The organism is Limnohabitans sp. Rim28 (assembly GCF_000293865.2).
Classification (GTDB): domain Bacteria; phylum Pseudomonadota; class Gammaproteobacteria; order Burkholderiales; family Burkholderiaceae_C; genus Limnohabitans_A.
Genome location: NZ_ALKN02000008.1, coordinates 16,335 through 32,076 on the forward strand (window position 1 = coordinate 16,335; position 15,742 = coordinate 32,076).

A 15,742-nucleotide genomic window follows, 5' to 3' on the forward strand; every position below is an offset into this window, starting at 1 on the left:
GTTCGATATGAAAAACAACAACATGGTGATCCGCGATCCTTTGTCCACGGTGATGTGGACTTTCAAGCGCGAATTTTTGACGGTGGCGGTGTTCAGCATGGTGGTCAACTTGCTGATGCTCACCCCCACCTTGTACATGCTGCAGGTGTTTGACCGGGTCATGATCAGCCAGAGTCAATTGACTTTGCTGATGGTTTCGCTGTTGACGGTGTTTTTGTTTGCCATGATGGCTTTTGCGGAATGGGCGCGTTCCATCTTGCTGGTGCGCACCGGCGTCAAATTGGACCAGGCCTTGAGCCAGAAGGTGTTCCGCTCGAGTTTTCTGTCTTACCTGAACCCGTCAGAGTCTGATCCGGCCAAGGCCTTTGGTTACTTGATCAGTTTGCGCCAGTTCATGACGGGCAATGGCGTGTTTGCCTTGTTTGACAGCCCGTGGGTGCCGATTTACATCGGGGTTTTGTTCTTGCTGCACCCTGTGCTGGGTGCTGTGGCGATTGTGTTTGCCCTGGTTCAGACCTCGATCGCTTGGTATGGGCACAGTCTGGGCAAACAGATTCAGGCAGATTCTGCGCAGTCGCAGGCCGACGCGCAGAAGTTCATGCAGTCCAAGTTGCGCAACATCGAGGTGTTGTCGTCGATGGGCATGTTGGCCGGTTTGTTCGCCCGCTGGCAAAAGCTGCAGCACAAGGCTTTGTTGCAGGGCGGTTCGGCCCAACAACGTTTGGGCGCTGTGACGGCGGTCAGCAAGTTTGCGCGTTACTCGCAGCAGTCGCTCAATTTGGGTGTGGGGGGGTGGTTGGTGATTGTGGGAGAGATCAGCCCAGGCGCCATGATCGCGGCGAACGTGTTGACAACCCGTGCCTTGGCGCCGATCGATTTGCTGGTGATGTCTTGGCCAGGTTTTTTGACGAGCAAGACCGCCTATGAGCGCTTGAAGGAGTTGATGGGTTTCCAGCACAAGGGGCGCGAGAAAACTTTGACCGAGGTGCCTTTGGGGCAACTCAAGGTGGAAGGCTTGACGGTGCGTGTGCCGGGCCGAGACAAGCCGGTGTTGAACAAAGTAGATTTTGTGGCGCTGCCGGGCACGGTGACGGTGGTGTTGGGCCCATCGGGTTCTGGCAAGTCCACCCTGGCGCGTTCCATGCTGGGGATTTGGCTCGAGTTTGAAGGGCGCATTTTGTTGGACGAGCAGGACATCACGCAGTGGACGCGTGAGAGTCTGGGACCCCATTTGGGTTATTTGCCACAAGACATCGAGTTGTTCGATGGCACGATCGCCGAGAACATTGCCCGCATTGGCGAGGTGAATTCCGAGCAGGTGATTGCCGCAGCGCAAGCGGCGGGTTTGCACCAGATGATCCTGCGCTTTCCCAAGGGCTATGACACCCGGGTGGGGCAAGCGGGTTCTTTCTTGTCGGGTGGGCAGCGCCAACGCATTGGCTTGGCGCGCGCTTTGTACGGGCAGCCGGTCTTGGTGGTGCTGGATGAACCCAATGCCAACTTGGACGACGACGGCGAAAACGCTTTGCTCAATGCGGTGCTCTTGCTCAAGCAGCAGGGCAAGACGGTGGTCTTGATCAGCCACCGCCAAGGTGTGCTCAAGGTGGCCGACCGTTTGGTCATCCTGCAAGATGGCCAGGTGGTGGCCAGTGGCCCGCGCGATGGTGTGTTGGCGGCTTTGCAAAAGCAGCGTGAGGCGGCGGCTGGAGCGGCTGGGGCAGCTGCGCCAGCGGTTCAGCCTGCGGCTTAATTCGCCGTTTATCGGTCAGTCATTTCGATTTTTTGGGGTTTGTGATGTTGAATCAAAAATTGTCTGCTCAAAAGAGCGCACCCGTTGAGGATGTGAATGCCAAGGCCATGGGCGAGGAGGCTTCGTTGCGCGCTTCTTCGGACACGGCGGGCATTGGCCGCAAGGGTTTGTGGGTGCTGGGCTTGGGCTTGGGGGGCTTTTTGTTGTGGGCAGCTTTGGCGCCCCTGGACGAAGGCGTGCCCACCGCCGGTGTGGTGAGCATCGACACCAAGCGCAAGCAGGTGCAGCATTTGTCGGGCGGTATCGTCAAAGAAGTGCTGGTGCGCGAGGGCGATGTCGTCAAGCAAGACCAGGTGTTGATGCGTCTGGACGAGGCGGTGACCCGTGCCAATTTTGAGTCGGTGCGTCAGCGTTACTTGGGCCTGAATGCGATGCAAAGCCGCCTGCGGGCTGAGCAAAGTGGGGCCGACAAGGTGACGTTTTCACCCGAGGTGATGGCGGCCACATCGGACCCGTTCATTGCGCTGCAGGTGAATAACCAGCGCCAGTTGTTCGATTCGCGCAGGCAGGCCTTGCGGGCCGAGTTGCAAAGCATGCAAGAGTCCATGCAGGGCATGCGGGCCCAACGTGATGCTGCGCAGTCGGTGGTGGTGCAGCGACAAAGACAGCTGGCCATCCTGAATGAAGAGTTGGGCAATGTGCGGGATTTGGTGAAAGAAGGGTATGCCCCACGCAACCGGCAGATGGAAATTGAACGCATGTTGGCCGATGTGCAAGCGGCTTTGGCCGACTTGAACGGCAGCATGCTGCGCTCCAGCAGCGCCATTGCTGAGATGACGCAGCGCAGTCTGGCGCGTCAGTCGGAGTACCGCAAAGAGGTGGAGTCCCTGTTGGCCGATGTGTCGCGCGAGGTGCAGGCCGATGCGGAAAAGTTCAACGCCATTCAGGCCGATTTGAAGCGGGTCGATATCCGTGCCCCGGCCGGTGGTCAGGTGGTGAGCCTGGCGGTGCAGACGGTGGGTGCGGTGGTGCAGCCGGGCCAGAAGTTGATGGACATCGTGCCCGAGCGCCAAGCGCTGGTGCTGGAGGCGCACATCGCGCCGCATTTGATTGACAAGGTGCAGGCAGGCTTGTCCACAGACATTCGTTTCAACACCTTTGCGCATTCGCCCCAGCTGGTGGTGGAGGGCAAAGTGATTTCGGTGTCGGGTGATTTGTTGACCGACCCGGCCAATCCGCAGATCAGCTACTTCTTGGCACGCCTGGAAGTCACGCCCGAGGGCATGAAGACCCTGGGCAACCGCCAGATGCAAGCGGGCATGCCGGCCGAGGTGGTGATCAAGACCGGATCGCGCTCGATGCTGACGTACATGTTGAACCCCTTGCTCAAGCGCTTGGCCGGTTCCATGAAGGAGGAGTGATGGCTTTGCCTTATCGTCAAACTGTGTTGGGTCTGGCCTTGCTGGCGGCTTGTTCGTCAGCGCCAGCGATGAATTTGCTGCAGGCCTACCAAGCGGCCCTGGCGCAAGACGCCAATGTGAGGGCCGGTCGCGCCGCATTGGCTTCGGGCATGGAGCGCTTGCCGCAGGCCCGGTCGCAGTTGTTGCCTGCGGTCAGTGCCAACCTGGGACGCAGCCAGAACCAGTTGGCCACCACATCGACCAATTTGCTCGGCAACAGTTCGGTCAGCCAGGACAGCTATTACAGCTTCAACCGGTCTTTGTCTTTGCGCCAGCCTTTGTTCAACATGCCGCGCTATTTCCAGCTCAAGCAGGCCGAGGTCCTGGTGCAAGAGTCTGTGGCCAATTACGACCGCGAGGTGCAAAACCTGGTGGTGCGTGTGGGTGGGGCTTACATGGAGGCCTTGCTGGCGGCCGAGAGTTTGAAGCTGGTTCAAGCTCAAAAACGCCAGTACACCGCCATGGTGGATGCAGCCCGCAAGGCCTTGGTCGCGGGCACAGGCACCCGCACGGACATTGACGACGCCCAGTCGCGCTTGGACATGGCGCAGGCCAATGAGCTGGAGGCGCGCCAGAACGAAGACTACACCCGCAAGCAACTGGAGTTGATGGTCAACCAGCCTTTGTCGGCCTTGTCTGGCCTGGGTGCGCAGGGTGTGTCTGCGGTGAGCCAGATGGTCAATGCATTGCCGCATTGGGTGGATTTGGCGCACACCCACAGCCCTGAAATCAGGGCGCTGTCGGCCCGTTTGGATGCGGCTGAAAAAGAAATCTCCAAGGCGCAATCTGCCCATGCACCGACCTTGGATGCGGTGGCGCAATGGTCGGACAGTGGCAATGAGAACGTGACGCGCTTGAACTCCCGCTTTGAAAACAAGTCGATCGGGTTCCAGTTGTCGGTGCCTTTGTACCAAGGTGGGGCCGTCAATTCGCAAGTGCGCCAAGCGGTGGCAGAAAAAACCCGCGTCGAGGAATCTTTGGAGTCTTTGCGCCGTGATTTGAACTTGCGCGTGCACAAAGAGTACCGGGGCGTGACCGAGGGCTTGTTGCGCATTCGGGCTTTGGAGCAGGCCTTGCGCTCGGCCACGCAATTGCTGGATTCGACGCAAAAGTCGCAGCGGGCAGGCGTTCGCACCATGCTCGATGTGCTCAATGCCGAGCAGCAACTGGTGACCGTCAACCGCGACCTGATCCAAGCCCGCTATGTGTACCTGATGTCGCGTCTGCGTTTGTCGTCTTTGGCCGGTGTGGATGCCGTGACCGCCCTCACGGAAATCAACCAAGCCTTCGCCCCTTGATGGATCAATTGGGGTCTGACCCTAATTGATTTTCCGGGTTGAGCAAATGCTGCACCACTTGCGCAAACCCTGCGCCCCGTTCGCCGGGGCTGATGTAGCGTGGGCGGTGGGAGAGTTGTGATTCAAAGCGGCGGATGTTGGCCACGCCGATGCTGTGGGGAAAGTGCGCAAACATGAGCTGGTCGTTGGTGGAGTCCCCCACATAGACCCAGTGCTGGATCTCGGCATCGAGGTCGCGTCCCCACAACTCGCGCACGATCCAGCGGGCTCCGGTGAGCTTGCTGTGCTCGCCAAACCAACCATTGACATGGATGCTGCTGACGGTGGCCGTCATGCCTTCGGCTTGCATGCGGCGCACCACTTCATCGATGGCGGCTGGGGGCAGGTGCGTGAACTCGCTGTGGTCAATCGCGATGTCGGTTTCGCGTCCGGCGCTGTCTTGCGAGCGGGTTGCGCCGGGCACCGTGCGTTCAATGTGCGCCAGCACCTGCTGCATGCGCGCGAAGTGGGCGTTGCGGGTGCTGAGGTCTTGCTGGTACAGCTTGCGCAGGCCTTGTTCGGCGGTGTGTTGCAGCCCCACAGCGCCGTTTTCGGCCACGATGGCGTCAACCGGCCAACTGGCGGCAAACGGCTCACTCCAACCGACAGGCCGCCCTGTGATCGGCACGACATGCAGGCCCGCTGACTTCAGGTCCGCCAGGGCTTGCAAGGCATCGGGGGTGATGGCGCCCTCGGTCGTCAGCGTGTCGTCGATGTCGGTGAAGACGCCGACGATGGGGCATGGAACCTGCCAACTGGAGAGGGGACGCATCGGAAATTTGCTTGGATTGAATGGGCATGAATTGGGGGCACATTAATTGGGGTCAGACCCCCATTCCATCCTTAGCCTGCCGAGCCCAGTGCCAGGCCAGCGTGTTCGCGCAGGGGGTGGAAGTGGATCTTGGGAAAGCGCTCTTGCGCCAGGCGCACGTCGTAAGGGCTGGTGCACAAATAGGCCAGCGTGCCTGCCGCATCGAGCGACATGCGCTGCGGGTAGGCGTTGGTGAATTCGCGCAGTTCGGCGGGGGTGTCGGCCGTGATCCAGCGGGCGCCGGTGTATTGGCAGCCCTCTAACCTCACGTCGCAGTCGTATTCGGCTTTCAGGCGGTGTTGCACCACTTCAAACTGCAGCTGTCCCACCGCGCCCAGCAGCATGGGGCCGCCAATTTCGGGTTTGAAGACCTGGATCGCGCCTTCTTCGCCGAGCTGGTCGAGGCCTTGCTGCAGTTGTTTGGTGCGCAGCGGGTTTTTCAAAATCACCGTCATGAACAGTTCGGGTGCAAAAAATGGCAGTCCCGTGAACAGCAGGTTGGCACCATCGGTGATGGTGTCGCCCAACTGCACACCGCCGTGGGTGGTGAAGCCAATGATGTCGCCCGCATAGGCTTCGTCCACCGCTTCGCGGCGTTGGCTCAAAAACGTGACCACGCTGGTGGGGCGCAGTTCTTTGGCGGTGCGCTGGACTTTGAGCTTCATGCCGGGCGTGTATTTGCCAGAGGCCATGCGCACAAAGGCGATGCGGTCGCGGTGGTTGGCGTCCATATTGGCTTGCACCTTGAACACCACCCCCGAAAACGCGCTGTCCTCGGGTTGGATTTCTTTGACTACGGGTTGCTTGTTGACCAAGACCGAACTGGTGCGGGGGCGGGGCGGCGGGGCCAGGTCCACCAGGGCGTCGAGCACTTCCATCACACCGAAGTTGTTCACGCCGGAGCCAAAGAACACGGGCGTTTGCTTGCCCGCTAAGAACGCCGCTTCGTCAAACGCAGGCGATGCGCCGGTGGCCAGCTCCATGCTGTCCATGGCGGTTTGCCATTCCATGCCAAAGCGTTCGGCCAATTGGGCTTGCTCAGTCAGTGGGATGGTTTCAAAGTCTTGCGGCAAGCGTTCGCTGCCGGAGTCGAACACGGTCATGGCTTGGGTGCGCAGGTTGACGATGCCGCCAAACGATTTGCCTTGACCGACCGGCCAGGTCATGGGCACGCAGGGCATGCCCAGCTCACGTTCGACTTCGTCGAGGATGTCCAGCGGGTCGCGCACTTCGCGGTCCATCTTGTTGACGAAGGTGATGATGGGCGTGTCGCGCTGACGGCACACCTCGATCAGGCGGCGGGTTTGGGCTTCCACACCGTTGGCCGCATCGATCACCATCAGGGCCGAGTCGACGGCGGTGAGCACGCGGTAGGTGTCTTCGCTGAAGTCTTTGTGGCCGGGGGTGTCGAGCAGGTTGATGACGTGATCGCGGTAGAGCATCTGCATCACGGACGAAGCCACCGAGATGCCGCGCTGCTTTTCGATTTCCATCCAGTCACTGGTGGCGTGACGGGACGCCTTGCGCGCTTTGACCGAGCCGGCAATTTGGATCGCGCCCGAGAACAGCAAGAGCTTTTCGGTGAGCGTGGTTTTGCCCGCGTCGGGGTGAGAAATGATGGCAAACGTCCGGCGGCGCCGGGTTTCGTGGGCGAAGGTCACAAGGGGTCCTGAAGATCGTGCGGGTGGCCAAACAGCCCCCGTGGTGGCCAAGCCCTGTGCAGGCTGGCAAAAGAAGGGATTTTACCGGGGCAGCGTGCGGCTGCACATGGGCGCTTGTCGGCCGGGTCTCAGGTGTAGCGCTTGCTGCTCAGGTTCTTCTTCATGTCGCGCAGGGCGGGTTGCAGGGCTTCGCCGATGCGCAGGGCCACGGTGGTGGCCAGGATGTCGATGATGAGCAGGTGCAGCAGGCGCGAGACCATGGGGCTGTATTTGTCATAGCCCTCGGGGTGGTCGGCCGTCAGGTGGATGTGCCCGGCGCTGGCCAGGGGCGAGCCGCTGGCAGTGATGACTATTGTTGTGGCGCCTTGTTTGCGGGCGATGTCGCAGGCGTCCATCAGGTCGCGGGTGCGGCCCGAGTTGGAGATGATGACGGCGCAGTCCCCCGGCTGGAGCATGGAGGCGCTCATGACCTGCATGTGGCCATCGCTGTAGGCGATGGCGTTGACCCCCAGCCGAAAGAATTTGTGCTGTGCGTCTTGCGCCACGATGCCGGAGTTGCCTGCGCCATAGAACTCGATGCGGCGGTTGGTTTTTTGGGCCGTGGCCAGGGCTTGGGCCGCGTGATCCAGCGCGAATGAGCTGGCGTCGTTGCGGTACTTCAAAAAAGCCGCCACGCTGTTGTCAATGACCTTGACGGCGATGTCGCTGGTTTTGTCATCGGCGTCCACGCTGCGGTGGATGAAGGGCACGCCCTCGCTGACGCTGCCGACCAACTTGAGTTTGAAGTCGGACAGACCGTCATAGCCCACGCTGCGGCAAAAGCGCACCACGGTGGGTTTGCTCACATGGGCGCGGTGGGCCAACTCGGTCACGGGCAGTTTGGCAAAGGCGCGGGGGTCGGCCAGCACCAGTTTGCCCACGCGTTGTTCAGCCGGGGCCAAGGAGGGCAAGCAGGCTTTGATGCGGTCAAGCATGTGGCGTCTTTCGTGTCAGATTTCTTCAGACCAGCAAAAGCCGTCGCGCGCGATCATGGCGCTGGACGCGCTGGGGCCCCAGGTGCCTGCGGCGTAGGGGCGGGGGCCGGTGGTGTCATTTTTCCAGTGTTGCAAGATGGGCTCGACCCAGCGCCAAGCTTCTTCTTGTTCGTCGCTGCGCACAAACAGGTTCAGTCGGCCATCCAGCACATCCAGCAGCAGGCGCTCGTAAGCGCCCACGCGCTGGCTGCCAAAGCGTTTGTCAAAGTCCAGGTCCAAGTGCACCGGGCTGAGGGTCGCGCCGCCGCTGCCTTGGCCGCGTTTGCTCTGGCCCTGGGCAAACAGGTGCAGCTCCAGCCCGTCTTTGGGTTGCAGGTGAATCACCAGCTTGTTGGCATGGCCCATGGGGCTTTTGAAAATCTCGTGCGGGGTCGGACGAAAGTTGATCTCGATGTGGGCTTCGCGCGAGGCCATGCGTTTGCCGGTGCGGATGTAAAAAGGCACGCCCGCCCAACGCCAGTTGGCGATTTCGGTGCGCAGCGCCACAAAGGTCTCGGTGTGACTGCCGGGGCTCACGCCCGCTTCATCGCGGTAAGCGGGGACGGCCTGCCCCAAGAGGTTGCCTGCGCTGTACTGGCCCCGAATGACGTGTTGGCTCAGGGTGTCGGGGGTCCAGCGCTTCAGGGCGCGCAGCACCTTGAGTTTTTCGTCGCGGATGGCGTCGGCGTGGGCATTGATGGGCGGCTCCATGGCGATGGCGCACAGCAGCTGCAGCGCGTGGTTTTGCACCATGTCACGCAAGGCGCCGGTGGCGTCGTAAAAGCCGCCGCGTTTTTCGACGCCGAGTTCTTCGGCCATGGTGATCTGGATGTTGGCGATGTGCTCACGCCGCCACAGGGGCTCGAACAAGGCGTTGCCAAAGCGCATGGCAAACAGGTTTTGGACCGCGGGCTTGCCCAGGTAGTGGTCGATGCGGAAGATTTGTTGTTCTTTGAAAACTTGGCCGACGGCTTCGTTGATGGCCCGGTTGGAGGCCAGGTCATGACCCAGTGGCTTTTCCAGCACGATGCGGGTTTGGGGCGTGTTCAGGCCGTGCGCGGCGAGTTGTTCACACACCGTGGTGAACAGGCTGGGGGCGGTGGACAAATACATGACCACGTGGTCGGTCTTGCGCTCGGCCAGGCGGGCAGACAAGGCGGCGTAGGCTTGCGGCTCGGACAGGTCCATGCGCACATAACAGAGCAAGCTGGCAAAGCGGGCGAACTCTTCGGGATTGGGGCGTTTGTCGCCTTCGACTTGCTCAAAGCGCGACTGGATTTTCTGGCGGTATTGCGCGTCGCTCAGCGCGTCTCGCCCCACGCCGATGATGCGGCCACCTTCGGGCAAGGTACCGTGGCGAAAGGCTTGGAACAAGGCGGGCATGAGTTTGCGCCAGACCAGGTCGCCAGTGCCCCCAAAGAAGACCAGATCAAAAGCCATGTTGTTCTTGAGTTACATGAAATGAGTGTTTGTAATGTAACTTTGTTTCAATGATAATTCAAGCTTGATTTTTGAAATGACCATGAACCAACTCGACGCCCTCAAACAATTCACCACGGTGGTGGCCGATACCGGCGATTTCAAGCAGTTGGCCCAGTTCCAGCCGCAAGACGCAACGACCAATCCGTCTTTGATCTTGAAGGCGGTGCAAAAGTCCGAATACGCGCCCTTGCTCACAGAAGCTGTGGCCGCCCATCGGGGTCAGCCGCTGGACGTGGTGATGGACCACTTGCTGGTGCGTTTTGGATGCGAAATCTTGAAGACCATTCCGGGCCGAGTGTCGACCGAAGTGGATGCGCGGCTGAGTTTTGACAGCGCTGCCACCGTGGCCCGCGCGCGCCGCATCATGGCGCTCTATGAGGCGCAGGGCATGGATCGCCAGCGGGTGCTGATCAAGATCGCATCCACCTGGGAAGGCATCCAGGCGGCCGCCGAGCTGCAGCGTGAGGGCATTCGATGCAACCTGACGCTGCTGTTTGCCTTTTGCCAGGCGGTGGCGTGTGGCCAGGCCAAGGTGCAGCTCATCTCGCCCTTTGTGGGCCGTATTTACGATTGGACCAAAAAAAGCGCAGGCGCAGCTTGGGACGAAGCGGCCATGTCGGGCGCGAACGATCCCGGCGTGCAGTCGGTGCGGGCCATCTTCAACCACTACAAAAAACACGGCATCGCCACAGAAGTCATGGGCGCGTCGTTCCGCAACATCGGGCAGATCACCGCGCTGGCGGGCTGCGATTTGCTGACCATCAGCCCCGAGTTGCTGGCGCAGCTGGCCGCCAGCGATGCGCCTTTGGGCAAGGCCCTCGATGCCCAAGCCGCCCACAGCATGGACTTGCCTGCCGTGGCCTATGACGAAGCCGCTTTCCGCCTGGCCTTGAATGAAGACGCCATGGCCACCGAAAAGCTGGCCGAGGGCATCCGGGCGTTTTGCGCCGATGCGGTCAAGCTCGAAGAATTGATGAAGAAAGTTTGATGCATGCGTTGTGACCAAACTCCGGCTTGGAAGGCCCTGACGGCCCACGCGGCCCAGGCCACGGGTTTTGATTTGCGCACTGCTTTTGCGCAAGACCCCAGCCGTGCCGAGACGCTGAGCCAGAACGCCCCCCATGTGTTTGCCGACTTGTCCAAAAACCTTGTGGACACTGCCACCGAAGCCCTGTTGCAAGACTTGGCCGAGCAGACCGGTGTGGCCGCGCACCGCGATGCCATGTTCCGGGGCGAGCCCATCAACACCACCGAAGACCGCGCGGTGATGCATTGGCTGCTGCGCCAGCCTGAGGGTTCCTTGGGTGGTGATTTGGCCGGGCCGCTGGCGCAGGTGCACGCCACGCTCCAGCCCATGCTGGCCTACGCCGAAACCATCCGGGCCGATGCGCAGATCACCGATGTGGTGAACATTGGCATTGGTGGCTCGGACCTGGGGCCGCAAATGGTGGTGCTGGCCTTGCAAGACTTCGTGATGCCTGGCAAGCGTTTTCATTTTGTGTCGAATGTAGACGGCCACGAGTTGAGCGCGGTGCTGGCCCCTTTGAAACCTGAAACCACGCTGTTTGTGGTGGCGTCCAAAAGCTTTACGACCTTGGACACCATGGTCAACGCCCGCTCGGCGCTGGCTTGGTTCCGGGCGCAGGGTGGCGCCCATGTGGCCCGCCATTTTGTGGCCCTGACCAGCAATGTGGCCGCGGCGGCGGACTTTGGCATCACCACCACCTTTGGTTTTTGGGACTGGGTGGGTGGCCGCTATTCGGTGTGGTCGGCGATTGGCCTGCCGGTGGCGATCGCCATTGGGGCCCAGGGTTTCAGGGATTTGCTGGCCGGTGCGCACGCGATGGACCAGCATTTCCTGGCAGCGCCTTTGGCGCAAAACTTGCCCGTGCGTTTGGGTTTGCTCGATGTTTGGTACCGCAACTTTTTGAACTGCACCAGCCGCTCGATCGCGCCGTACCACAGTGCATTGCGCCGCTGGCCGGCTTTTTTGCAGCAGCTTGAAATGGAAAGCAACGGCAAGCAGGTGGACCGTCACGGCCAGCCGCTGACTTATGGCACCTCGCCTGTGCTGTGGGGCGAGCCAGGTACCAACGGCCAACACGCGTACTTTCAGATGCTGCACCAGGGCACCGATGTGGTGCCGCTGGAAATCATTGCGGTCAAAAAGCCCTCGCACCACTTGGCCGAGCACCATGAACTGCTGTTGGCCAATGCCATCGCCCAAGCGCAGGCCCTGATGCTGGGCAAAGCCGATGAAGGCGGGCACAAGCATTTCAAGGGCAACCGGCCCAGCACATTTTTGTGGCTCGATGAACTGGCACCGGCCAGTTTGGGCGCGCTGATCGCGCTGCAAGAACACCGTGTGTTTGTGAGTGGCGCGGTCTGGGGCATCAACAGCTTTGACCAGTGGGGCGTGGAGCTGGGCAAGGTGTTGGCCCAAGACATCCGGTCTCGCATGCGGACAGGCGATGGGGTGGGGCTGGATGCCTCGACGGCGGCTTTGCTGAAGGTATTAACACTTTAATAACATTAATTTTTCATTTTTATTTAGTTTAAAGGTATTCATATTGTATGATTCGTCCATGCAAGACCACATGGACCTTTATGCCGAACTCGGCGTCACGCCCCAGGCTGAGCCTGAGGTGATCCGTGCAGCCTATCGGGCCTTGGCCCGGCGTTACCACCCAGACCGTCAAACAGGTGCCAGTGCGCTGATGGCCGCCAAAATGGCCCGCATCAACCATGCTTACGATGTGCTGGGTCAAGCCGATCGTCGACGCGCCTATGACGCCAGTTGCCGTGTGTTGCCCGCCCCACGTTTGGCGCCTGTGCTGCACGCCGCCACAACGAGCGCTCGCGTGGGTCAGGCTAGGCCGTTTTTGACCACCTACGACCAACGCGGCCGCTTGCACGCCTTTCTTTGAAGGCCGTGCAGCTGCGACCGCTCACACCGCAACGCCCCTCAGTGCCGGTGGTTTTGATGCGCATCTGCCGCGGGTGCCGAAACTGGCGAAGCAGCGGCGCCTGCAGAGGGCGGGCCCACAGTCAGTGAGCCCCTCATGCCGGCTTCGTAGTGGCCCGGGATCAGACAAGCCATCTGCAGGGTCGCGGCTTTGGGGAAAGTCACCACCAACTCACCCGTTTGCCCAGCCGCCACCGTGATGGCCGCACCGGTGCCGTGGGCGTGGTCTGCACCATGTGCTTTGCCTTGGGCGGCATCGCGCTTCATGGCTTGGGCATGTTCACGGATGGCTTCGTCGTGGCCTAACACCATCTCATGCTCGACTTTGCCGGCGTTGTGCACCACAAAACGGATGGTTTCACCCGCTTGCACCTTGATTTGGCTGGGGGTGAAGCGCATGCTGTCATCCATGCGCACGTCGATGCTGCGGCTGACCACCTGGGCGACGGGATCGGCGCTGTTTGTGTCATTGCTTGCATGGCCGTGTGCGGAGGTGTCGCCGTGGCCGTGGCTGTGCCCGGTGGCTGCCCATTCGGGGTGGTGTTTGAGCCACTGCCAGGCGCCCCAACTGCCGACCGTCGTCAGTGTGCCCAGCACCAACACGTAAACGCTGGCCGCTCGCGTCCAGTCGCGTGGCGCAGTCAGGCCCAGGGCCAGTACCGACACTAAAAAGCCCAGCGGCACCACCCACGCGCTGCGCTCGGGCGAATCCGGGAAATGCTGCAAGCCGCCGGTGAAAAAGCCCAGCCCGATCGACAGCAAACTGCCGATGGCCAGCGTCTTCATCAGGCCCGACGGCGGCGTATCGCTGTCGGCGGGTTGCCAGCGGTGTTCGAGCCAAGCGCCCAGCACAAACAAAACCATGCCGACCAAGGCGGTCCACAAAGAGCGTTCGCCGCTGAAAAAGCCGTGGTTGACGGCCCCCGAAATGAAGCTGATGCCCGAGTACTTGAGCAGCATCGCGCCGTGGTGTTGTTGAAAATTTGAAGTCATGTGTGTATCCCCGCGCGGGGCTGTGCCCGCGACTGAAAAACGTCTGCCGCACACGGCCAAAGCCAGCGCGGAACCTGTGAAGCAAGCAGGCCTTAGGCGTTCGGGGGGCGCAGCGCGGGCAACCAGCTGGTGCTGTGCCAGCCTGCTGTTTGTCGCACGGGTTGCTGGGTGGGTGCGGCTTGCAGGTTGATGCCCGCCCAGTGGCCCCACGCCAATGGACAGCAGTGGTGACAGTCGGCGTGCGCGGTGCAGTGGGTGCTGTCGGGCATGCTGTCATGGGTGTTGTCGGCGTCATCAGCAGCCATGTGGTGCTGGGCATGGGCACCGTGGTGCTGTTCTTGTTGTGGGGCGGTGCCCTCTGGCTTGGCCCATCCGGGCGAAGCGAAGGCGGTCAAGCCCATGGCCAAAGCCAGGCTCAACTTGAGCAGCCACAAACCCATCCAGCACCATGAACAAGAACGCATGCACACATCTTATAGGCACAAGCGAAATTCACCGTGCAGATGCAAAAAAGCCCCGCAAGGCTTTCACCTTGCGGGGCTTTGGTGTGGGCTGGTTGAGGGCGCAAACCCTCCCTCCAGACAGCGGGGCATTTACATGCCCATGCCGCCCATGCCACCCATGCCGCCCATGTCAGGCATGCCGCCGCCGCCAGCGCCGGACTCGTCCTTCGGGGCTTCGGAGATCATGCACTCGGTGGTCAACATCAAAGAGGCCACAGACGCTGCGTTTTGCAAAGCCGTGCGGGTGACTTTGGTGGGGTCCAAGATGCCCATTTCGATCATGTCGCCATAGGTGTCGTTGGCCGCGTTGAAGCCAAAGTTGCCTTTGCCAGCCATGACGGCGTTAACGACCACCGATGGCTCGCCGCCGGCGTTGTACACGATTTCGCGCAGAGGCGCTTCGATGGCTTTCAACACCAGCTTGATGCCGGCGTCTTGGTCAGCGTTGTCGCCTTTGATGGTGCCAGCAGCCTGACGTGCGCGCAGCAAAGCCACGCCGCCGCCAGCCACGATGCCTTCTTCCACAGCAGCGCGCGTGGCGTGCAGGGCGTCTTCCACGCGGGCTTTTTTCTCTTTCATTTCGACTTCGGTGGCAGCGCCGACCTTGATCACGGCCACACCGCCAGCCAACTTGGCCACGCGCTCTTGCAGCTTCTCGCGGTCGTAGTCTGACGTGGCTTCTTCGATCTGCACGCGCACTTGCTTGACGCGGGCTTCGATGTCGATCGCAGCGCCAGCGCCGTCGATGATGATGGTGTTTTCCTTGCCCACTTCGATGCGCTTGGCTTGGCCCAGATCGGCCAAAGTCACTTTTTCGAGGGTCAGGCCCACTTCTTCGGCGATCACTTTGCCGCCGGTCAGGATGGCGATGTCTTCCAACATGGCTTTGCGACGGTCACCAAAGCCAGGGGCCTTGACAGCGACAACCTTCAAGATGCCACGGATGGTGTTGACCACCAAAGTGGCCAAGGCTTCGCCTTCGACTTCTTCGGCAATGATCAACAAAGGACGGCCGGCTTTGGCCACGGCTTCCAATGTAGGCAGCAGATCGCGGATGTTGCTGATCTTCTTGTCGAACAACAAGACGAAGGGGTTGTCCAGCAAAGCGGCTTGCTTTTCGGGGTTGTTGATGAAGTAAGGCGACAGGTAGCCGCGGTCAAACTGCATGCCTTCGACGATGTCGAGTTCGTTGTCCAAAGACTTGCCGTCTTCCACGGTGATCACGCCTTCTTTGCCCACTTTGTCCATGGCCTTGGCGATGATGTCGCCGATGCTGTGGTCGCTGTTGGCAGAGATCGAACCGACTTGGGCGATTTCTTTGGTGGTGGTGGTGGCCTTGGTGGCCTTCTTCAGCTCTTCGATCAAAGCAGTCACGGCTTTGTCGATGCCGCGCTTCAGGTCCATCGGGTTCATGCCAGCGGCCACGTACTTCATGCCTTCGCGCACGATGGCTTGAGCCAGCACGGTCGCAGTGGTGGTGCCGTCGCCAGCGTTGTCAGAAGTCTTGGAAGCGACTTCCTTGACCATCTGCGCGCCCATGTTTTGCAACTTGTCTTTGAGTTCGATTTCCTTGGCCACGGACACACCGTCCTTGGTCACGGTGGGGGCGCCGAAAGAGCGCTCCAGAACCACGTTACGGCCTTTAGGGCCCAGAGTCACTTTGACCGCGTTGGCCAAAATGTTCACGCCTTCAACCATGCGTGCGCGGGCTTCGCCGCCGAAAATTACGTCTTTTGCTGCCATTTTTATAGCTCCTGAATTAAGTTA

Annotated in this window: 13 protein-coding genes; 6 read left to right on the forward strand and 7 right to left on the reverse strand. The window is 60.7% G+C overall.

Going from position 1 to position 15,742, the window contains the following annotated elements; genetic code table 11:
- Positions 1 to 7 precede the first annotated feature (7 nt).
- The 3 genes from B472_RS10260 to B472_RS10270 are packed head-to-tail and all read left to right on the forward strand — an operon-like array spanning position 8 to position 4,508.
- The gene (locus tag B472_RS10260) at positions 8 to 1,750 is read left to right on the forward strand and encodes a type I secretion system permease/ATPase (protein WP_019426294.1); all 1,743 of its coding nucleotides are present in this window, start codon (positions 8 to 10) and stop codon (positions 1,748 to 1,750) included.
- Positions 1,751 to 1,794: 44 nt separating this feature from the next.
- Positions 1,795 to 3,171 (forward strand): HlyD family type I secretion periplasmic adaptor subunit, encoded by a 1,377-nt coding sequence (locus B472_RS10265; RefSeq protein WP_019426295.1) that lies wholly within the window; start codon positions 1,795 to 1,797, stop codon positions 3,169 to 3,171.
- The gene (locus B472_RS10270) at positions 3,171 to 4,508 is read left to right on the forward strand and encodes a TolC family outer membrane protein (RefSeq protein ID WP_019426296.1); all 1,338 of its coding nucleotides are present in this window, start codon (positions 3,171 to 3,173) and stop codon (positions 4,506 to 4,508) included. The genes B472_RS10265 and B472_RS10270 overlap by 1 nt, the downstream gene beginning before the upstream one ends.
- Positions 4,509 to 4,512: 4 nt before the next feature.
- Here the strand turns inward: B472_RS10270 and B472_RS10275 are convergent, their stop codons facing one another.
- From B472_RS10275 to zwf, 4 genes are all read right to left on the reverse strand, one after another.
- Positions 4,513 to 5,319 carry an HAD-IIB family hydrolase gene (locus B472_RS10275; protein WP_019426297.1) on the reverse strand — a complete coding sequence of 269 codons (807 nt, stop codon included), beginning with the start codon at positions 5,317 to 5,319 and terminating at the stop codon, positions 4,513 to 4,515.
- A gap of 71 nt (positions 5,320 to 5,390) precedes the next feature.
- On the reverse strand, positions 5,391 to 7,019 hold the full coding sequence (locus B472_RS10280) for a peptide chain release factor 3 (RefSeq protein ID WP_019426298.1): 1,629 nt from the start codon (positions 7,017 to 7,019) through the stop codon (positions 5,391 to 5,393).
- A gap of 128 nt (positions 7,020 to 7,147) precedes the next feature.
- Entirely contained in the window at positions 7,148 to 7,993 is an 846-nt protein-coding gene (locus tag B472_RS10285) for a MurR/RpiR family transcriptional regulator (RefSeq protein ID WP_019426299.1), read from the reverse strand.
- A 15-nt stretch (positions 7,994 to 8,008) separates the two neighbouring features.
- Positions 8,009 to 9,472 (reverse strand): glucose-6-phosphate dehydrogenase, encoded by a 1,464-nt coding sequence (zwf, locus tag B472_RS10290; protein WP_019426300.1) that lies wholly within the window; start codon positions 9,470 to 9,472, stop codon positions 8,009 to 8,011.
- Positions 9,473 to 9,554: 82 nt separating this feature from the next.
- Between zwf and tal the strand changes: the two genes are divergently transcribed.
- The 3 genes from tal to B472_RS10305 are packed head-to-tail and all read left to right on the forward strand — an operon-like array spanning position 9,555 to position 12,441.
- The gene (tal, locus tag B472_RS10295; RefSeq protein WP_026039422.1) at positions 9,555 to 10,502 is read left to right on the forward strand and encodes a transaldolase; all 948 of its coding nucleotides are present in this window, start codon (positions 9,555 to 9,557) and stop codon (positions 10,500 to 10,502) included.
- A gap of 3 nt (positions 10,503 to 10,505) precedes the next feature.
- Positions 10,506 to 12,041 carry a glucose-6-phosphate isomerase gene (gene pgi, locus B472_RS10300; protein ID WP_019426302.1) on the forward strand — a complete coding sequence of 512 codons (1,536 nt, stop codon included), beginning with the start codon at positions 10,506 to 10,508 and terminating at the stop codon, positions 12,039 to 12,041.
- A 58-nt stretch (positions 12,042 to 12,099) separates the two neighbouring features.
- The gene (locus B472_RS10305; RefSeq protein WP_019426303.1) at positions 12,100 to 12,441 is read left to right on the forward strand and encodes a DnaJ domain-containing protein; all 342 of its coding nucleotides are present in this window, start codon (positions 12,100 to 12,102) and stop codon (positions 12,439 to 12,441) included.
- A 38-nt stretch (positions 12,442 to 12,479) separates the two neighbouring features.
- On the opposite strand, the gene B472_RS10310 is transcribed toward B472_RS10305, so the two are convergent.
- From B472_RS10310 to groL, 3 genes are all read right to left on the reverse strand, one after another.
- The gene (locus tag B472_RS10310; RefSeq protein ID WP_050995431.1) at positions 12,480 to 13,472 is read right to left on the reverse strand and encodes a cupredoxin family protein; all 993 of its coding nucleotides are present in this window, start codon (positions 13,470 to 13,472) and stop codon (positions 12,480 to 12,482) included.
- A gap of 92 nt (positions 13,473 to 13,564) precedes the next feature.
- Positions 13,565 to 13,936: a hypothetical protein gene (locus tag B472_RS10315; RefSeq protein WP_133176084.1), complete on the reverse strand. Its 372-nt coding sequence runs from the start codon at positions 13,934 to 13,936 to the stop codon at positions 13,565 to 13,567.
- A 129-nt stretch (positions 13,937 to 14,065) separates the two neighbouring features.
- Positions 14,066 to 15,718: a chaperonin GroEL gene (groL, locus tag B472_RS10320; protein ID WP_019426306.1), complete on the reverse strand. Its 1,653-nt coding sequence runs from the start codon at positions 15,716 to 15,718 to the stop codon at positions 14,066 to 14,068.
- Positions 15,719 to 15,742 lie beyond the last annotated feature (24 nt).